Annotated in this window: 16 protein-coding genes; 1 reads left to right on the top strand and 15 read right to left on the bottom strand. The window is 70.1% G+C overall.

Annotated features, from left to right (window positions below):
- Positions 1–6: 6 nt before the first annotated feature.
- Together IE264_RS16235 and IE264_RS16230 are read right to left on the bottom strand one after the other, a co-directional pair.
- On the bottom strand, positions 7–1,494 hold the full coding sequence (locus IE264_RS16235; RefSeq protein WP_032754298.1) for a SpoIIE family protein phosphatase: 1,488 nt from the start codon (positions 1,492–1,494) through the stop codon (positions 7–9).
- Positions 1,495–1,714: 220 nt separating this feature from the next.
- Entirely contained in the window at positions 1,715–2,869 is a 1,155-nt protein-coding gene (locus IE264_RS16230) for a Rieske 2Fe-2S domain-containing protein (protein ID WP_032754295.1), read from the bottom strand.
- Positions 2,870–3,081: 212 nt separating this feature from the next.
- On the opposite strand from IE264_RS16230, the gene IE264_RS16225 reads away from it, so the two are divergent.
- Entirely contained in the window at positions 3,082–3,459 is a 378-nt protein-coding gene (locus tag IE264_RS16225; RefSeq protein WP_015606814.1) for an ArsR/SmtB family transcription factor, read from the top strand.
- A 96-nt stretch (positions 3,460–3,555) separates the two neighbouring features.
- Here IE264_RS16225 and IE264_RS16220 read toward each other — a convergent pair whose 3' ends face one another.
- The 13 genes from IE264_RS16220 to IE264_RS16160 form a co-directional block, all read right to left on the bottom strand.
- Positions 3,556–4,491, bottom strand: coding sequence for a GNAT family N-acetyltransferase (locus IE264_RS16220; protein WP_032754292.1), 936 nt, complete (start codon positions 4,489–4,491; stop codon positions 3,556–3,558).
- Positions 4,488–6,827: a heavy metal translocating P-type ATPase gene (locus IE264_RS16215; protein ID WP_032754290.1), complete on the bottom strand. Its 2,340-nt coding sequence runs from the start codon at positions 6,825–6,827 to the stop codon at positions 4,488–4,490. The genes IE264_RS16220 and IE264_RS16215 overlap by 4 nt, the downstream gene beginning before the upstream one ends.
- 123 nt (positions 6,828–6,950) lie before the next feature.
- The gene (locus IE264_RS16210; protein ID WP_032754287.1) at positions 6,951–7,172 is read right to left on the bottom strand and encodes a heavy-metal-associated domain-containing protein; all 222 of its coding nucleotides are present in this window, start codon (positions 7,170–7,172) and stop codon (positions 6,951–6,953) included.
- Entirely contained in the window at positions 7,165–8,361 is a 1,197-nt protein-coding gene (locus tag IE264_RS16205) for a pyridoxal phosphate-dependent aminotransferase (RefSeq protein WP_032754284.1), read from the bottom strand. Before IE264_RS16205 ends, IE264_RS16210 begins: the two co-directional genes overlap by 8 nt.
- 3 nt (positions 8,362–8,364) lie before the next feature.
- The gene (locus IE264_RS16200) at positions 8,365–8,892 is read right to left on the bottom strand and encodes a FixH family protein (RefSeq protein ID WP_015606819.1); all 528 of its coding nucleotides are present in this window, start codon (positions 8,890–8,892) and stop codon (positions 8,365–8,367) included.
- A 32-nt stretch (positions 8,893–8,924) separates the two neighbouring features.
- Entirely contained in the window at positions 8,925–9,209 is a 285-nt protein-coding gene (locus IE264_RS16195) for a hypothetical protein (RefSeq protein WP_032754282.1), read from the bottom strand.
- Entirely contained in the window at positions 9,202–11,121 is a 1,920-nt protein-coding gene (locus IE264_RS16190; RefSeq protein WP_032754279.1) for an ABC transporter ATP-binding protein, read from the bottom strand. Before IE264_RS16190 ends, IE264_RS16195 begins: the two co-directional genes overlap by 8 nt.
- Entirely contained in the window at positions 11,118–12,809 is a 1,692-nt protein-coding gene (locus tag IE264_RS16185; RefSeq protein ID WP_015606822.1) for an ABC transporter ATP-binding protein, read from the bottom strand. Before IE264_RS16185 ends, IE264_RS16190 begins: the two co-directional genes overlap by 4 nt.
- Before the next feature lie 290 nt (positions 12,810–13,099).
- Positions 13,100–14,347, bottom strand: coding sequence for an ATP-grasp domain-containing protein (locus tag IE264_RS16180; protein ID WP_032754274.1), 1,248 nt, complete (start codon positions 14,345–14,347; stop codon positions 13,100–13,102).
- An 11-nt stretch (positions 14,348–14,358) separates the two neighbouring features.
- Positions 14,359–15,528: an ATP-grasp domain-containing protein gene (locus tag IE264_RS16175; protein ID WP_229887561.1), complete on the bottom strand. Its 1,170-nt coding sequence runs from the start codon at positions 15,526–15,528 to the stop codon at positions 14,359–14,361.
- On the bottom strand, positions 15,528–16,655 hold the full coding sequence (locus tag IE264_RS16170; RefSeq protein WP_032754269.1) for a GNAT family N-acetyltransferase: 1,128 nt from the start codon (positions 16,653–16,655) through the stop codon (positions 15,528–15,530). The genes IE264_RS16175 and IE264_RS16170 overlap by 1 nt, the downstream gene beginning before the upstream one ends.
- Positions 16,656–16,665: 10 nt before the next feature.
- Positions 16,666–17,922, bottom strand: a complete 1,257-nt coding sequence (locus tag IE264_RS16165) for an ATP-grasp domain-containing protein (protein ID WP_229887560.1) — start codon at positions 17,920–17,922, stop codon at positions 16,666–16,668.
- A 76-nt stretch (positions 17,923–17,998) separates the two neighbouring features.
- Positions 17,999–18,352 (bottom strand): carboxymuconolactone decarboxylase family protein, encoded by a 354-nt coding sequence (locus tag IE264_RS16160; RefSeq protein ID WP_015606828.1) that lies wholly within the window; start codon positions 18,350–18,352, stop codon positions 17,999–18,001.
- Positions 18,353–18,384 lie beyond the last annotated feature (32 nt).

Below are 18,384 nucleotides of genomic sequence, written 5' to 3'. Positions count from 1 at the left end.
GGGCGCTCAGGAACCGGCCCGGGCGATGAGCAGGGCTACGTCGTCGCGGTCCCCCACCGCACGCAGGGTGTGCAGAAGAAGGTCGCAGGTCGCGTCCAGCGAGCGGCCCGGGTCGTCGAGGACGTCGAGAAGAGCGCCCAGGCGTTCGTCGATCGGCTGGTCGCGGGTCTCCACCAGACCGTCGGTGTACAGGACGAGCTGGTCGCCCGGCGCGATGGAGATGGTGGTGGTGTCGAAAGAGACGCCGCAGCCGCCCAGGGGTGCTCCGGTGGGTAGGTCGAGCAGTCGGCGTGTGCCGTCCGGGTGGAGAAGGACCGGCGGCAGATGCCCGGCGAGGGAGAGCCGGCACAGCAGGGCGCGGGGGTCGAAGACAGCGTAGACACAGGTTGCGATGGTCTCGAGACCGTCGGTGATGTGGTCGAGGTGGTACAGGACCTGGGCGGGAGCCAGGTCGAGATCGGCCAGGGTCCTGGTGGCGGTGCGCAGCTGCCCCATGGTGGCCGCGGCCCCGACGCCGCTGCCCATGACGTCGCCGACGACGAGCGCGGTCTTGTCGCCGCTCAGAGGGATGACGTCGAACCAGTCCCCGCCGATCTCCATCGTGGCCTGTGCGGGGCGGTAGCGGAAGGCGATGTCGAGACCTGGGCGCTGCGGAGGAGGATGGGGCAGCAGGCTGCGCTGGAGGGTGAGAGCGGTGTGGCGCTGCTCTTCCACGGCGCGGTGCCGGTCGGTGACATCGACGCTGGAGGTGGCCACTCCCAGCACTTCCCCGCTGGGGGTCTCGAGCCGGTAGAAGGAGATCGACCAGGCGTGGTCGTTGTCCGGGTCGGCTGCCGTCCGGCCCACGGTGTACTGGTCCAGCATCGGTACCCCGGTGGCCAGGACCTCCCGCATGACCGCTTCGAAGGACGGGTCCAGGTGGGGCAGCACCTCGTGGACGTGCCGTCCGACATGCTCGGCGGCGGACACACCGTTCATCCGCTCCTCCGCCGGGTTGACGGAGACGTACCGAAGATCGGTGTCCAGCATGCCCAGCCCGATCGGCGACTGGGACACCAGCTGGGCCGACAGCGCCAGATGCCGCTCCACCTGCTGCAGCGTCGCCTGGTCCGTGGCCAGACCCAGCGCCCAGTATTCGCGCTGGTCGTCCTGCAACCGCATGTTGCGGAACTCCACCCGCCGCGTGCTGCCGTCCTTGTTCCGGACGGGAACGACCCCTGCCCAGCTCTCGCCGTCGTCCATCACCCTGGCGAACAAGGCCAGCACCGTGTCCAGGTGCTCCTTGTCGATCAGCAGCTGGGCCGCGTACTGGCCCAGGGCCTCCTCGGCGCTGTAGCCGAAGAGGATCTCGGCCTGCGGGCTCCAGAGGTCGATCCTGCCCTCCGCATCGAGGAGGACGGCGGCCACGTTCAGCACATCCAGCAGGCCACCCCGTCCGGCCGGAACCACGCCCGCCGTACCCGGCTCGCCCCGAAAGGACTCGGTCACACCCATAACCCAGGCTCCTTCCAGCCGCCGACCGGACCGCTGCCTGCCGGACGATGGGGAGGCCGCGGAGTCCGTACCCCGGCCTCCCCATCGTCCCCCTGCGCCACCCGTACGCGCACGCGCACACCCACGGCTGTCGCAGGATCCGGTGCGGGTGAATCCCGCGATTCGCTACGCTCTGATCAGGGGTGAGCACTGTCCGCAGTTTGCCGGTGAGCGGGCCGGGTCAGGGCACCAGGTCGTCGCACGCCCGGGTGTCGCACGCCCGGGTGCCGGCGGTGGCGTCGGGGGTGAGAGGGACGCCGTTGGTGCGCAGCACGTCGCGGACGTCCAGGATCAGGGAGAAGACCTCGTGGTTGCGGTCCTCGCCCTGCTCGTCCCACGCCCGCTGTTCGGCTTCGACGGCCATGCGGTCTTCCGCGAAGACCCGTTCGGTGAAGTGCCGGATGAACGGCCAGGCCACATGCAGTGCGGCGGGAATCCTGGGCTTCTCGATCATGAGCAGGCCGTAGGCGTGGCAGGTGCGTTGCTCCGCGTCCTCGGGCACGTACACAGCCCAGAGACGCAGTGCCGGGTGATCGGCCTTCTCCGGGAGCAGGTCCAGAGTCTGGTAGGGGTATTCGGTGCGGATGGTCATGACGTCGCTGGACGCCCGGCCGCCGATGCCCTCGGCAGCGAGCAGGCGGGCACTGCGGTTGCGCTTGCCCCCGGTGTGGGTGAACAGATACCGGGCCTCCACCGAACGCGAGCCGCTCTCGTACGCCAGCAGCTGCGGCTGGAGTTTGCCGACCACGCCCCGGTGGAGGAACTGGTGGTTCATGTCGAGCAGGTTCTCGTGCATGAACGAGTAGTGGCAGCGCACGGTCCGGGAGAAGGTCATGGTCCTGTACTTCGACGAGGCGAAGCCGGGTACGTCGGGCAGCGGGGTGACCGCCGCTTTCTCCGGGTCGCCCGGAAAGACGAACACCAGGCCGTAGGCCTCGCGCACCGGGTAGGCGCGCACGCCGCGTGGCGGCCGGCCGTCGCCCTTGGACAGGTAGGGGATCTGCGAGATGCGGCCGTCGCCGCGGTAGGCCCAGGCGTGATAGCAGCAGCGGAGCGTCTCGCCGTCCACGACGCCCATGCTCAGCGGCACCTGCCGGTGGGCGCACCGGTCCTCCAGCGCATGGACGGCACCGCTCCGGCCGCGGAAGAGCGCGATGCGCTCCCCGGCGAACGCGGTGGCGGCCACCCGCCCGCTGCGCACTCTCCGTGAGAGCGCGACCGGGTACCAGAAGTCCGGGTTCGCCCCGACCCGCCGCAGGTCGGGCAGGCCGGGGAGTGGATTCCGATGCTCCCGGGGCCGACCGCGTGCGACCTTGTCCGAGCGGTTCTCGGTCATACCTCTCCCTCGTACGTGGGAAGCCCCTTCCATCCTGGCCACTGCCCGGGGCGGAGCGCCTGCCCGGGGCGTCCGGACGGGTGCTTCCGCGGGGGCGCGTGTACACCGCAGAGAGGTGTTTTCGAGCGCCAGGGAGCGCCAGGATCACAAAGACCCAAGCCGGTCACCACCTGCCACTGCCACTCTGATTCGAGATATGTCAATATAGAGCCATGAACAGGATGAGAGCACTGTCCACGACCCCGTTCGTCGACGAACGTGCGGTGGAGTCGTGCTGTCCCCCGCTCTCCGAACGTCCCCTGAGCAGTGAAGAGGCCGAAGCAGCCGCTCAGCTGTTCAAGGCGCTCGGCGACCCGATCCGCCTGCGCCTCCTGTCAGCCATCGCATCGCACAAGGACGGCGAGGCCTGCGTTTGCGATGTGTCCGACGTCGGAGTCTCCCAGCCGACGGTCTCTCACCACCTCAGGAGGCTGAGGGAGGCGGGGCTGTTGATCTCCGAGCGCCGGGGCACCTGGATCTACTACCGGGTCGATCCGGCAACGCTCGCGGCGATGGGACGCATACTTTCCGCAGCCTCGGCAAAGGCGTGACCCGGCCACTGGTGAACTCCGGCTTCGGCCGACCGCGAGCCCCCGCCGCCGCTCATCCGGCAGGGGCGCCGCGCAACGTCGTACGGCATTCCCGGCTCACGCGGGCGGACGGACTTCATGCAGAGTCAGCCCTGCCAGCCCAGCTCCTCGGAAGGGGCGGGGGTCCACTTCCCGGGCACTGAACAGATTGCCCAGCAGCGGCGCCGACACGGCCGCCTCCTCCCCGTCCACAGCCGCATAGGAGAGCAGCAGCGCGGGATCGGACAGGGCGGCGAAGCCGACCACCCGGTCGGCCTGGTGAGATCCGGTGCCGGGCTCCACCAGCTGGCCGGGCACTGCCGTGAAGCCGAGCCTCGACTTGAAGCTGAACAGCCCCGCGTTGCCCAGGTGCCCGTAAAGGTTGACGTCCCGGCCGAGCGTCGCCCAGCGCCTCCCCCTCAGCCGTGCTTCCCGTATCGTCTCCCAGTAGAGGACCCGGGAGAGACTGTCGCTCCGCTGTCCCGGTGTCACGGCCGAGAAGCGCGCACGCATCTCCTGACGATCCGGCAGGTCCTGATCCAGGCAGGCTCCCACCAAGGTGCTGCCGCTGCGGACCGTGACCGCACAGTAGGTATCGGCCTCGTCGAGGATGTCGGCACGCTGGTGGACGGCGACTGCCCACCCGTGCCTCATGCCGGCGACCTGTCGCTCGTACAGCTCGATGAACTGGTCGAGCAGTTCGGGGGTCAGCGTCTCGGTACGGATCAGGAGGCCCGCCTCGCCCGCCCGCCGGTAGGCGGAGCGGATGTCGTAGCGGTCCTTCCCGGAAAGGGCGGCGAGGTAGGTGTCCTCCGACTCCAGTACCTCGGCGCGCCACATGATCACCTGGGGTTTCGGGTGGAATCCCGCCTCCCTCAGCCATGGCCATGCGTGGTGGGGCGGGTCCTGCACCCTGACCACGTCCACCTGGTGCTCGTGGTCACGCCACTCGCCGCTCATGGCCTGATCGACGTCGACGAGAGCCACCGGCAGCCCCAGGGAGTGGACGATCACGAGACGCCCGCGAGGTCCCGGGGAGAGGCCGGTGCCGTAGCCGTTCTCGTCCTGGAGCGGCCGGCGTCCGTCTGCGACGAGGACGTGAAGCGGCGCAGCCGCAGGCTGTTCGTCACCACGAAGATGCTGGACAGCACCATGGCCGCGGCGGCGATCATCGGGTTGAGGACGCCTGACGCGGCGAGGGGAATGCCCGCCAGGTTGTAGATGAAGGCCCAGAACAGGTTGCCCTTGATCGTCCCGAGGGTGCGCCGGGACAGGCGTACGGCGTCGGCGGCGTCCCGCAGGTCGCCGCGGACCAGGGTGATGTCGCTCGCCTCGATGGCCGCGTCGGTTCCCCCTCCGATGGCGATGCCCAGGTCCGCCTGTGCGAGGGCGGCGGCGTCGTTGATGCCGTCGCCCACCATGGCCACGGTGCGGCCTTCCTCCTGGAGGCGGCGGACGACTGCCGCCTTGTCCTGGGGAAGCACCTCGGCGTGGACGTCGGTGATGCCCATGTCGTCGGCGATGCGTCGGGCCGCCCCGGTGGTGTCACCGGTGAGGAGTACGGGCGTCAGCCCGAGCCGTCGCATCTCGTCGATCGCCGGACGGCTGGTGGGCTTGGCCTCGTCGGCGACGAAGAGGAGTCCGCGCACCTCGTCGTCCCAGCCGACCGCCACCGCCGTCCGGCCGCTGTTCTCCAGGTCGTCCAGGCTCTTCCGCAGGCCGTCCGGCATCTCCATGCGCTCGCCGACCCAGCTCGGCCGGCCGACCATCACGTCGCGCTCCCCCACGCGGCCCACCACGCCGAAGCCGGCACTGGCACGGAATGCGTCGACCTTGGGCAGCACGGGTGCCACCTCGGCGGCCGCGGCGGTCACCGCCGTCGCGATGGGGTGTTCGGAAGCCTGCTCCAGGGCGGCCGCGAGCGTGAGGAGTTCGTCGCGGTCCGTTTCCTCCGCGTATGCCGTCGCGACGAGCCGCATCCGGCCCGTCGTCACGGTGCCGGTCTTGTCCAGGACGACGGTGTCGATACGCCGGGTCGATTCAAGAATGTGCGGTCCCCGGATGACGATGCCCAGTTGTGCGCCACGTCCGGTACCCACGAGCAGAGCGGTGGGGGTGGCAAGCCCGAGGGAGCAGGGGCAGGCCACCACCAGCACGGCGACCGAGGCGGTGAGCGCGGCGGCCGCGCCTCCGCCGTTTCCGATCCAGAATCCGGCGACCGCCAGGGCGATGCCGATGACGACGGGGACGAACACGGCCGCGATCCGGTCGGCGAGCCGCTGAACGGGGGCCTTGCCCGCCTGCGCCTCGGAGACCAGCCGGCTGATGTGGGCGAGCTGGGTGTCGGCCCCCACGCGTTCCGCGCGGACCACGAGGCGACCGCTGGTGTTGACGGTGGCTCCGGTGACGGCGTCGCCCTCGGCCACTTCCTGGGGCACGCTCTCACCGGTCAGCATGGAGACGTCCACGGCCGAGGCACCTTCGACGACGCTGCCGTCGGTGGCGATCTTCTCGCCGGGGCGGACCACGAAGAGGTCCCCGACGCGCAGCTCGCCCACGGGGATGCCGACCTCCTGACCGGCCCTCAGGACGGTGACCTCCTTGGCGCCGAGTTCGAGCAGCGCCCGCACCGCGCTTCCCGCCCTCCGTTTGGCCCGGTGCTCCGCGTACCGGCCCACCAGGACGAAGAGGGTCAAGGAGGTGGAGACTTCGAGGTAGATGTGGTGCGAGCCCTGCCCCGGCGTCGGGACCATGAGGAACGGCATCTGCATGCCGGTCACCCCGGCGTAGCCGAAGAAGAGGGCGTACAGCGACCAGCCGAAGGAAGCGAGGACTCCGATGGAGACCAGGGAGTCCATGGTCCCGGCGGCCTGACGGAGGTTCTTCCAGGCCGCGGTGTGGAAGGGCCAGGCACCCCAGACGGCGACGGGAGCCGCGAGCGTGAGGGACAGCCACTGCCAGTGGTCGAACTGCAGGGGCATGACCATGGCCATGGCCATGACCGGCAGCGTGAGGGCGAGGCATACGAGGATGCGCAGCCGCATGGCGGACAGTTCACGGTCAGCGGCCTCGTCCGCCGATTCGCCGGGTCCCGCCGACGGGGTCGCGGCCTCGGGCGGCGGGGGCAGCACAGCGCTGTACCCCATCTTGCCGACCGTGTCGATCAGTTCGTCGACGGTGTGTCGGTCGTCGAAACTGACGTGAGCGCGCTCCAGGGCGAAGTTGACCTCAGCCGTCACGCCCTCGAGTCGGTTGAGCTTGCGTTCGATGCGGGCCGAGCAGGCCCCGCAGGTCATGCCGCCGATATCGAGCGTGACTACGGCTGGTGCCGTCGTGGCAGTGCCGGCCATGACTGCGGTCTCCTTCGGTAGGGCTGTCGGGTTAGAGAGGTGGCAGGGCTCTGCCGAGCAGCCAGGCCAGGCCGAAACATCCGACGAGGACGGCGGCGTAGAGCGTGAGCCGGATGGAGGGGCTCACGCCGCCGTTCCCGCGAACTCGTACCCGGTGCGCTCCACGGCCGACCGGACGGCCTCGGGGGTGACGTCGTGCGGGGAGGTCACGGTCACTCGGCCACTCCTGTGGTCGACCGTCACCGTGGTGTCCTCACCGAGGTCGGTCTCGATGGCCGTACGGATGCGCTTGGCGCATCCTCCACAGGTCATCCCGCGGACTTCGAAGATGGTGGCCTTATCCATGGTGTACTCCGGTTCCGGTGGACTTCAGATAGGTACCGATGCGGTCGAGGGCGCGGGCGATGTCCTCGGTGGCGACCCCGTACGACAACCGGACGTGGTCCGGGGCCGCGAAGTCGTTGCCGGGCATGACCGCGACGCCCGCGTGTTCCAGAAGGTCTCGGGCGACGCTGCCGGCGTCGTCGCCCGGCCGTGCGCAGAGGGCGCTGATGTCGGCGAAGACGAAGAATCCGCCCTGCGGCGGTGCCGTCAGCCGGATGGGCGGCAGGTTGAGGATCCCGTCGCGCATGATCGTGCGCCGGGTGCTCAACTCTGCTGCCCGTCTGGCCAGTTCGGTCTCGGTGCCGTCGGTCAGCGCGGCGAGCGCGGCGTACTGCGAGATCGAGGAGGGGGCGGAGCTGGTGTGACCCTGCACCGCCCTGAGGGCGGCGGCGACGGGCAGGGGCGCCGCCGCGAATCCGATGCGCCATCCGGTCATCGCGTACGTCTTGGAGAAGCCGCCGATCGTGACGGTCCGTTCGGCGATGTCCGGGCCGAGCGAGGCGACGCTGGTGAAGGACGCACCGGCGTGGACCAGGTCCCCGTATATCTCGTCGGTCACGATGATCAGCCCGTGCTCCACGGCCAGCTGGGCAAGGGCCAGGAGTTCGGAGCGTTCGTAGACCACGCCCGTGGGGTTGGACGGGTTGTTGAGCAGCAGAACTCTGGACCGTGGAGTCAGGTGAGCCCGGAGCGCATCGGGGGTGAGCTTGAAGCCGGTGCCGGCGGTCGGGACCGTCACCGGCAAGGCGCCTGCGAGAGCGATCATGTGGGGGAAGCTGACCCAGTACGGGGCCGGGAGGATCACCTCGTCGCCGGGCTCGCACAGGACGGTGAAGACCTGGGCGAGTGCCTGCTTGGCGCCGTTCGTCGTGACGATCTGCGCCGCGTCGTAGGAGCAGCCCCAGTGCTCCGAGAGGCGCCGGGCGATGGCCTCCCTGAGAGGCCGCACACCGGCGACCGGCGTGTACCGGGTGAGGCCTTCGGTGATGGCCCGCCGAGCGCCGTCGGCCGCCTGCTCCGGGGTAGGGAAGTCGAGTTCGCCGCCGGTGAGGTTGATGATGTCGGCGCCGTCGGCGATGCGGGCCTTGATCTCGGCGTCCAGGGCCGCGGTGCTGGACGCGGGCAGCGATCGTGCGCGGCTGCTCAGCACGGATCAGTCCTTCGCCGTCAGGTTGAACGCGGTGGTGGACGCTTCACCCGACGCGGGAGTGACGGTGACAGTGATCCGCCAGTCACCCGCCATCCCCAGGACGAGCTTGGCTTCATAGCCGTCACCCTTGGGGCGTGCCGTCTGGTTCCCGCCCTTCATCTTCATGTTGGGCATTTCGGGGTTGATCTCGACCTTGGCGCCCGGTACCGCCTTGCCGTCGGCGTCCTTCACCGCGATACCGGCCGTCCCGGCCGCTCCCCCGCCGGTGGGCGGGCAGGGGGCCACGGTGAGCGTGACCTCCAGGCCCGCGTCGGACCTGGCCGCCCGGCAGTTCTCGTCCAGGTCGCCGGCGGGGGTCGATCCGCCGGCGGCGTCCGTGGTGCCGCCGCAGCCGGTCAGGACCGCGGCGAGCAGGAACACGGTCGCGGTGGCGGCCCGGCGCGCAGCCCCCCGGGTGGTGCGGGGCCCGGCCGGGTGCGCCGCTGTCGTGGCCTCTCCGTCAGGCTGGTGGGGGGCCGTGCGCCAGGTCATGTGTCCTCCTCGGGACGTTCGTACGGTGGTGATCAGCCGCAGCAGGACGACTTCTTGGGGGCCGCGGCGCCCTCGGTCTCCGTCGTGGCGGCGGGCTTGGGCCCGCAGCAGGAGGACGTCTTCTTCGGCGCGGCGGCCGAGTCGGCGGCCGGCTTGGGGCCGCAGCAGGAGGACGCCTTCTTCGGCTCTGCCGGGGCCGCCTCGGCAGCCGGCTTCGGCCCGCAGCACGAGGAGGCCTTCTTGGGCTCATCGGCGGTCGCGGTCGGGGTCTGCTGGGTGGCGTTCCAGAACATGTTGCCGAGGTTGGTGTCAGACATGGGCGTTGTCCTTTCCGGGGGTGTTCCTGGGGGTGCGGCCCTCCTGGGCGTCGCACAGTTCGGTGAGCCGCCCGCCCGCGGTGAACAGCTCGACGGGCAGGCCGGATTCGACGATCCGTCCGTCCTCGATGACGAAGACCTGGTCGAGGTCTTCCACCAGGGGGAGCCAGTGCGCGACGACGACGGCCGTGCGGCCCTCCAGGAGGCGGCGTATCGCCGAGAGGACCAGTCGCTGACGTGCCGGGTCGACGCTGGAGACCGCCTCGTCCAGAACGATGACGCGGGGGTCGGCGAGCATCGCCCGCGCCAGGGCGATCAGCTGCCGCTCACCGACGGATAGGCGGGAGCCCCGCTCGCCGACGCGGGTCTCGTAACCGTTGCGCAGGCTCATGATGGCCTCGTGCGCCCCGAGGGTCTTCGCGGCGTCGATCACCTGTTCCTCCGTGGCGCCGGGCTGCCCGAAGAGGATGTTCTCGGTGACGGTGCCGTCGAAGAGCTGTGCCTCCTGAGTGACGAGGAGCACCTGCGAGCGGACGGACGCGCTGCTCATGCCCGTCAGGTCGTGCCCGTCGATGCTGACCGTGCCGCCGGTCGGTGTGTACAGCCGGACCAGCAGCTGCATCAGCGTGCTCTTGCCGGCGCCGCTCGTGCCGACGATGCCGATGTGCTGTCCGGGCTCCGCGCGCAGCGTGATGCCGTGGAGGACGTCGGGGCCGTCGCCGTAGGCGAAGGTGACGTCCTCGAAGGCGACGGAGCCTTCGACGGGCGGCAGGGTATCTGCGCCGCTCCGCTCCTCCTCCAGGTCGAGGACGTCCAGGATGCGGCGTGCGGAGGTGGCGATGTCGGACGACTGTCCGAGCTGGTGGGCGAGGTCACGTACGGGGTTGAGCATGCGCTTGACGAAGAGGGCGAAGGCGGCGAGCGTGCCGGCGGCCAGCGCCGTGCCGGACGCCATGCCCATGGACGCCATCATCGTGTCCGTGCCCATCAGCATCCAGGTCATGGGCATCATGCCGGCGGCCATGTCGAAGAAGAAGCCCGAGCCGAGCTGGTGCCCGTTGATGATCTGCAGGCCGCCGAAGAAGATCAGCAGGCCCAGGGCGAGGAAGACGCTGAACCCCAGGTGGGAGGTGAGCCAGAGGCGTTTGCGCGAGAGCCGGTTGTGAATCGTGCTGTACTCCTCGGACCGCGCGCGCAGGTCGGCGAGTACGGCCTCCTCCTGGCCGAAGGAACGGATGTCGGCCAGGCCCTCGATGCGCTGGTCGAGGTAGCCCACCATCTGGTCCCAGCTCTCGCGCTGCTTCCGGGTGTCCGGACGCAGTCGCTTGGTCCACACCACCGCGATCCACACCATCAGGGGGATGGTGACCAGGGTGGGCAGCGCCACGAGGGGGCTGAGGGCGAGGAGGAAGACGGCGAACGCGAGGAACCAGATGACGCTGTTGGCCACCTCCATCAGGGACTTGGTGAGGAAGCCGCGGAACCGGTTCGCCTCGAAGAGCACGCGGGTGACCCATTCGCCACTGGCCTGGGAGACGTGCCGGGACAGCTGCACGTTGTGCAGGCGTACGACCAGGTCGTTGCGGATGGTGACGGACAGGCTCTCGTTGATCCGGATCATCGCCGAGTTGTAGATGATCCGGATGATGTTCTCCGCCACGGTCAGGACGACGAGGTTGATGGCGGTGGACCGTACGGCGCTCATGTCACCGATGACGATCTGTCCGATACCGGCCATCACCGTGTACATGACGGCAATGGTGGCGATGGAGTTCAGGATGGCCATCAGCGTGGCGACGCTGAGCCAGAACCAGTGGGGCCGCAGGTAGGGCAGGAATCTGCGGGCCGCCTTCAGCAGGGCCTGCCGGGCTTCCTTGCCCTCCAGAGGTGCCTCGTGCGAGGTGACGGTCATGAAACCTTTCCTCCCTCTGGGGTGGCCGCCCCGGCGAGCGACGCCACGGCCTGCGCCGGGACTTCCGGGAGGGCGAGGCTGACGGTGCGGTCGACGTACCGGGTGACCGCGGGCTGCTGGGAGGCGATGATCAGGGTGCGGCCGTTGCGCACCTTGAGGATGGTCTGCAGCAGTGCGGCCTCGGTCTCCGCGTCCAGGTTCGCCGTCGGATTGTCGAGCAGCAGGATGTCGGGGTTGACCAGCAACGCCCGGGCGAGGCCGATGCGCTGGCGCTCCCCCGCCGACAGGTCCAGGGTGCTGGCGCCGAAGCGCCGGTCCAGCGGGATGTGCGAGAGGCCGGCGGCGGTGACCGCCTGCGCGACCTGCTCGTCCGTGGCCTCGGGCCGTACGAAGTGGACGTTCTCGGCGAGGGTGCCCTCGAAGACCCACTGCCGCTGCGGCAGGCACACGATGTGCCGGCGCAGGCTTTCGGGAGCGTACGCGCGGGCGTCGACGCCGTCGTACGTGACGGTGCCGCCGTCCGGGTCGCGCAGCCGGGCCAGGACGTGGAGGAGCGTGGACTTGCCGCTTCCCGTCGGGCCGGTCAGGGCGATGACGGCGCCCGGCTCCACGTGGAGGTCGACGTTGTCCAGAACACGGCGACCGGCGATGTCGACGTCGATGCCCCGGATGTCGACGGTGCCGATGGCCGGGACGTCGGTGCGGCCGTCGTGGCCGGCTATGACGGAGGGGGCGTCCATGACGCGCAGGAGGCGCTGAGCGGTCACGACGCTCCGGAAGGCCCCGTTGGTGTGCATGGCGAGCATGTGGATGCTCATCTGGAACATCATCACCAGGGCCACGACCGCGACGAGATCGCCGACCGTGCTGGTGCCGTTGAGCACTCCCTGCCCGCCGACCCACAGGGCGATCGGGGTGGGCAGACCGCCGATGACGTTGAGGATCGCCTCCCACCGGCTGTACGTGCGCTTCATCTGGCCGTCACGCGCCGCGTGCGCCTGGTTGACCTTGTCCAGGCGGCCCGAGGCGTCCGACTCGCGGCCGTAGGACTTGACGACGTTGATGTTGGCGAGGGATTCGCCGACCCCGCTCAGGAGCTTGGTGAACTGGCTCTTGAGCTCGGTGAACGCCTTCTGCAGGCGGAGCTGGACGGTGAAGTTCCCGATGATGACGAAGACCATCGGGATGACGGCCAGCAGCGTGGTGCGCGCGTCGATGACGATGGCCGTGGCCAGCATGGTGAGCGTGACGAGCACCTGGTTGAGCAGCTCCAGCAGACCACCGTTGGTGAGACCGCGGACGGAGACGGCATCGGATATCAGGCGGGTGAGCGCGCGGCCGCCGGACGCCTCGGCGATGTCGGCGGGGCCGAGGTGGATGAGCTTGCGGAAGAGATCCTCCCGCAGGTCGTTCACGGCCTTGCTGGCCACGGAGAACCTGATGCGCTTGCCGAAGTGCAGCAGGGCGGTGGTCGCCGCGCCGGCGAGCAGGACGCCCAGGGAGGTGTAGAGCAGGGTCTCTGTCGCTCCGCCGAGTACCCCGACGTCGATGGCGTACCGCGTCAGGAGTGGCACGGCGATGTTGCCGAGGAGACCGAGGAACATGACCACGGTGGCGATGGTCATCTCGCGGCGGTAGCGCAGCGGGTAGCCATAGATGAAGCGCAGCGCGCGTAGCGAGTCGTTCAACGTCGAGCCCCCTCTTGGTAGTTGGTTCGGGCAGTCGGTCCGAGCGGGCCACACCCGGAAGGGTGCGGCCCGCCGTCATGCCGCTGGACTAGTCGCAGCAGGCGCAGGCGCAGCCGCACTCGGTGCCGTCTTCCGCGACGTCCTCGTTGCCGCTGGTCTCACAGCAGCCGGATCCGATCATGTCGTCGGCCATGGCATCTCCCTTCTCATTTTCGCTGATTCGATACTTTCAAAAGTATCGAATCACGGAGCCTCGGGAGCGTCAAGTGGTCTGACTCCGATGGGAGTTGTCAGCAGCAGCTGGTATGCGCCCGGTCCACGGAACCTTCGTTGACCTGCTCGTCCGCCAGCCGGACTGCCAGCTGTTCCGTGACCCGTGCGAGGTCCCGCTCCAGCTGCTCGGGACTCTCGCCGGCCAGCACGATACGGCCGAAGGCTCCGCCGCGCGGGTGGCCGACCGGCAGCACCGGCTCGCCCGGTGCGACGTCGAACTCGACGAAGGGCGGATGCGAGGACTCGAGTCCGCCGAGCGAGCCGATGGCAGCGGCGTCGTAGTCGATGCGCCCCGCCTCCTCGAAGACGATGCTCCGGTACAGGCCGCAGGCGGCGTCGGCGGCCCGGGGTTCCCCCTGCCGCCCGAGAGCGGCTTCGGCAGCGACAAGACTCGGCTCCCAGCCGGTGGTGGATCTGATCATCTCGACGGCCTGGCCGCCGGGAACACGGGGGTTGATCTCGCCCGCCCGCCAGCCGTCGGCCGTGAGGGTGAACTGGAGCGCCGCGACCCAGTCGTCCAGGCCGACCGCGGTCAGAGCGAGGTCCGCCAGCCGGTCGAGCTCCCGCCTGTTCTCCTCGCCGAGCCTGGCGGGGAAGTGGCCGCCCACCTTGACGAAGGTCGGCGGCGGCCCCACCTCGCCCTCGACCACCCACAGGACCCGGGTCGCTCCGGCCGTACGGGCGGCGAAGACACCGAACTCCGGCCCCTGTACGTACTCCTCGACCAGAGCGCTGTCCCGGCCGCCCGCAAGGATTCCTGCGATGGCCTGCTCGACCTCGGCGCGGGTGTCGCAGTACGCCAGCCCGGCCGCGCTGGACGCGTCGCGCGGCTTGACCACGACGGGCAGACCGAGCCCTTCGGCCGCCTCGCCGCCCTCCTGCGCTCCGCTCACGACCCGGGTGCGCGGCACCGGAACTCCGGCCCCTTCGAGGAGGCGGTGGGTGGCCGCCTTGTCGATGCAGTTCCGGGCCGCCCGCTCGGTGATGCCGTGGTCGAGCTCGAGCTCCTCCCGCAACCGGCCGGCCAGCGGAACGAGACGCTCGACCCCGGTGACGACGGCGTGGATCGGCTGTTGGGCGTGGACCCCGGCCACCTGGCGCGAGACCGAGGCCCAGTCGCCGAAGTCGACCTCCAAGGGGTAGTCGGCGAGCATGACCTGTTCGAGCGTCATGTTCTCCTCCGCGAACACGACGTCGTAGTCGCTCTCTTCCTGGAGCTGCTGAACGGTACGCCGACCGCCGAGCACGAGAATGCGCGTGGACAAGGGTCCATCACCTACTGGATGTCTGGCTCGACGCGGAGTCGGAGCGAGTGGAAGAGGGAGTGGTACGTGGACTCCAGCTCCGCCGGATCGTCGCCGTACACCACGATGCGGCCGCAGCTGCCGCCTTCGGGGTCGTCGACGCTGCGGACGCTGTCGCCGGGTTCGACGTCGAGCCAGACGCCCGGGGAATCGAGGCCCCGGACGTCGTAGTCGATCCGGCCCGGGCGGTCGAAGCCGACACATCGGTACAGCACATGGCTCGCCGTGGGCGGCCTGCGTGTGACGGGCCGTCCCAGCGCGATCTCCGCGGCCGCGCGCGTCAGATCGATCCCGCTGACCCGTTCGGTGGCGGCGCACAGCTGCCCGCCGGGCGGCCGGGCGGCGACGTCGACGAGGACGGGCCCGTCGTCCGTCAGCCTCACCTGGACGTGGGAGACACCGTGGTCGAAGTTGAGTACGGACAGGGCCCGGACGCAGAAGGCCTTCACTTCCGACTCCTGGACCGGGTCGAGACCGCTGGGGTGGTCGTAGCCGGTCTCGGCCCGCCCCGGGCCCGGACCCGTGTGCTGGGCCAGCACACTCACGATCTCGGTGACCCCGTCGACGGTGAAGCTCTGCACGGCGTACTCAGGCCCGTCGGTGAACTTCTCCACGAGGAGCGCGCCGGGACCGAGAAGCTCCGATGCCCGCTTCACCTCGCCCGGATCGCGGCAGAGCAACTGCCCCCTGCCGACCGACTTCCGCACCACGACAGGCAGCCCCAGCCTCCGGGCCGACGCCCGGGCATCGGCCGGATCGGCGACCGCCAGGGAGTCGGGCGTCCGTACGCCGCCGGCGGCCAGCATCATCCGAAGGCGCGCCTTGTCGTGGCAGGCCAGGGCGGCTGAGAGGTCGAGCCCGCGTACCCCGATCCGGGCGGCCAGGTAGGCGGCCAGCGGCACATGCGCGTCGTACACGCTGAACACCGCTTCGAGCGGCCGGCCGGCGTGGATGCGGCTCACCGCGCTCTCCACCACGGCCCAGTCGCTGAGGTCGATGTCGAGGGGCACGTCGACCCGGCAGGCCAGCTCCAGCGGCGTGGGATCGTCGAGCAGGACGGTGTGTACGTCGAGGGCATCGAGGACGTCCACGACGCGGCGCCCGGAGAGGCAGGCCACACCGGGACGGATGTCGGCGCTCATCAGCAGCACCGCCTGGTCATGTCGAGTTGCTCCTCCGGGCCCTGGCAACGCTGTTCCAGGCACAGGCAGGACGCGTGCAGAGCGGCCTGCTCATCGCGGTCGGCCGCCTTCAGCGCCAGGTGGAGCGGTACGGGGTGGGCACCGAGTTTGCGCTTCTCCATCCCGTTGGAGCGGCCGAGGTCGACCGTGGCGACGTCCGTGGCGACGGCGCTCTCGACGATGCGGCCGGCCATCGCCCGGTACGGGACGAAGGACGGCAGGCGCTCGGTGTCCAGACCGGCCAGCCACATCGACCAGACCGGGCCGAACTGCCAGCCGGCGAAGACGCCGACGGTGTGTCCGGCGCCGTCGACGGCCGTGATGGACCGCTCGAACGGCGCCAGCCTGGCCTGCATGGCCCGGAGGAACGTGGCGGGCAGGACGTCGGTGGGGGTGTCGCGGTCCTGGAGGAGGCAGTGGATCAGACGGATCGTCGTGTCCGTGTCGGCGGGCCGGTCACGTACGGTGTGGTCGCTCGCCGCGAGCCTGCGTTCCCTGGCCAGCTTGCGGCGGCGGTGCCCCTCGGCGAAGGCCCAGTACTCCTCGACCGTCTCCACGTCGGTGGCGCAGCGGTAGGACGTGGTGATGTGGGCGGTGGCGAAGCCCTGCCGCATGAGCCTTCCGCTGAGCCGGTCCGCCGACGCGTTGGCCACACCCCAGACCCGGGCTCCGGCGGAACGCGCCGCCTCCCCCAGAGCGTGGAGCAGCGCGTCCACCGCGCCGTCGTGTCCGGGCACGGCCAACGGGCCGCCGTCCAGCGCGGCAAGGCTGTGTGCCAGGAGTATCGGTCCCGTGGGTGCGAAGTCACCCAGCTCGACGAGGTAGGAGAGGCGCGGGCAGTCGTGCACCAGGTAGGCGGGGCAGATCCCGACGAGTTCGTCGCCCTGGTAGGCGGCGATGTGGCGGGGCTCGAACTCTCCTGGCGGAGCGTCCTCGAAGGCGGCGAGCCACTGCCAGGTGTGGAAGACGCTTCCGGCTGCCAGGCCGACGACCCTGTTCCACGCGTCGGCGTCGGCGTCGTGGATCGTGGACAGGATCTCGATCCGGTGCTGTCCGGTCAGGTGGCCGACCGGGTCGGTGAGGATCATCGGGCGCACCTCAGCAGCACGACTTGAATTCACGGCTGTCCGACGGGGCAGGATCAAGGCCGTCGCCGAACACCACCTGGAGGTCCAGAGCCCGGCGGACGTCCTGCTCCGCCCGGTCGAGTTCCTCGGCGCTCCCGCCGTACACCACGATGCGGCCGTAGACACCGCCCTGGGGATCCTCCTTGGGCCGTACGGTCTCGCCGGGTGCGATCTCCAGCTCGACGACGGGTCTGCCGGGGCCTTCCCCGTCCGGCACGAACTCGTCGTAGAGAACCGTCCCCGGCTCGTCGAAGACGATGCTCGTGTAGCGGGCGAAGGCCACGGCCGGACCGGGCAGGGCCTGCTCCAGACCCAGTACCTGGCGGGTGACGGCCTCCACCATGTCGACGCCGCTGACGGCGGTGGTCATCTCCACCAGGCGTCCGCCGGGTCTGCGGGCGTTGACCTCGATGACGCGGAACCCCTCGGCGCCGAGCCGGACCTGCGTATGGCTGATCCAGTCCCGCAGACCGAGCGCGTCGAGCGTGTCCTGGAGAAGCTGTGCCAGCTCCTCGTGGTGGGCCGCCGCGAGGCCGCACGGGTGCTCGTAGCCGAGCTCCACGAAGACGGGAGGCGGGGTCGTACGCTGCCGGAAGACGCTGAGGAGCTGCGTGGTTCCGCCGCGGGTGAGGGTCTGTACGGCGAACTCGGGGCCGTCGACGTACTCCTCGACCAGCGCCCCCGGCAGGCCGTCGGGCAGGAAGCCGCCCAGCGCGCCGAAGGCCTCCCGCACCTCGGCTTCCCCGAAGCAGCACCGGACACCGAAGGCGCCCGCCCCGTCGCGGGGTTTGACCACCACGGGGTAGCCGATGCGTGAGGCCGCGGCCACCGCCTCGTCCTCACTCGTGGCGAGCGCGAAGCGCGGTACGGGCAGGCCGGCCGCTTCGAGGACGGTGCGCGTGCGCCACTTGTCCCGGCAGTTGGCCGCGGCCTCCGCGTCCAGCCCCGGCGAGCCGGGGGACAGCAGGCTGCCGAGGTGCGCCATCAGCGGCAGACGCGGCTCGGTGTGCGTCAGTACCGCTGCGGGCCGCTCGTCCCCGAGCTCGTCGCGGATCGCGTCCGCCACCGCGCCCCAGTCGTCCAGGCCGATGTCCACGTGGGCGTCGACCCAGGGCATGCAGTGCCACGGAATCCGTTCGTCCAGGAGCACGACCCGGTATCCGAGCTCCCTGACGACGCCGAACTCTCGCTCGCTGCGGCCACCGAGCATCACGACGGTGCCGGTCACGGGGGTGGATGGTTCAGGCACTACCGATGTCCTTCGTCGAGGTGGAGTGGGCTGGTGGGCGTGGCGGCCGGCCTGTTCAGCAGCAGGTGTTGGCCTTCTTCGCGGCGGCCGCGACCGCCTGTACGGCCGGGCGCTGGAGCTCGTCCAGCTTCATCGCTTCGACGATGCCGGCGATCTGGCCTATCTCCTCGTTCTTGAGGCCGAGCTTCTTGGCGGCGGCGAGGAAGGAGCGAACCGTTTCCTCACGGTCCTGCATCAGGGCCGCGCAGAGAGCGACGGCAGCACGCGTTTTGGGTTCCAGGGCGTCGTGGTCGAAGACGGCGCCGAAGAAGTCCTGGTAGCTCTTGGAGAAGGCGGCGTGGTGCTCGCCGACGCTCGGGGCGAGCTGGATGAGCTGGGTCGAGACGGACTGCTGGGGCGTGGTCGCCATGGAGGGGCTCCTCAGGATGAAGGGGGACGGTC

Origin of the sequence: Streptomyces microflavus, assembly GCF_014650075.1 — a bacterium.
GTDB classification, from domain to species: Bacteria; Actinomycetota; Actinomycetes; order Streptomycetales; family Streptomycetaceae; genus Streptomyces; species Streptomyces microflavus.
Note: the sequence above shows the minus strand (reverse complement) of the source record. Positions and strands in the feature narration are given on the sequence as shown.

Excerpts from the sequence above, each read along its gene's own strand:
- IE264_RS16235 (WP_032754298.1), bottom strand. The coding sequence starts at position 1,494 with ATGGGTGTGACCGAGTCCTTTCGGGGCGAGCCGGGTACGGCGGGCGTG.
- IE264_RS16230 (WP_032754295.1), bottom strand. The coding sequence starts at position 2,869 with ATGACCGAGAACCGCTCGGACAAGGTCGCACGCGGTCGGCCCCGGGAG.
- IE264_RS16225 (WP_015606814.1), top strand. The coding sequence starts at position 3,082 with ATGAACAGGATGAGAGCACTGTCCACGACCCCGTTCGTCGACGAACGT.
- IE264_RS16215 (WP_032754290.1), bottom strand. The coding sequence starts at position 6,827 with ATGGCCGGCACTGCCACGACGGCACCAGCCGTAGTCACGCTCGATATC.
- IE264_RS16210 (WP_032754287.1), bottom strand. The coding sequence starts at position 7,172 with ATGGATAAGGCCACCATCTTCGAAGTCCGCGGGATGACCTGTGGAGGA.
- IE264_RS16200 (WP_015606819.1), bottom strand. The coding sequence starts at position 8,892 with ATGACCTGGCGCACGGCCCCCCACCAGCCTGACGGAGAGGCCACGACA.
- IE264_RS16195 (WP_032754282.1), bottom strand. The coding sequence starts at position 9,209 with ATGTCTGACACCAACCTCGGCAACATGTTCTGGAACGCCACCCAGCAG.
- IE264_RS16190 (WP_032754279.1), bottom strand. The coding sequence starts at position 11,121 with ATGACCGTCACCTCGCACGAGGCACCTCTGGAGGGCAAGGAAGCCCGG.
- IE264_RS16175 (WP_229887561.1), bottom strand. The coding sequence starts at position 15,528 with ATGAGCGCCGACATCCGTCCCGGTGTGGCCTGCCTCTCCGGGCGCCGC.
- IE264_RS16170 (WP_032754269.1), bottom strand. The coding sequence starts at position 16,655 with ATGATCCTCACCGACCCGGTCGGCCACCTGACCGGACAGCACCGGATC.
- IE264_RS16160 (WP_015606828.1), bottom strand. The coding sequence starts at position 18,352 with ATGGCGACCACGCCCCAGCAGTCCGTCTCGACCCAGCTCATCCAGCTC.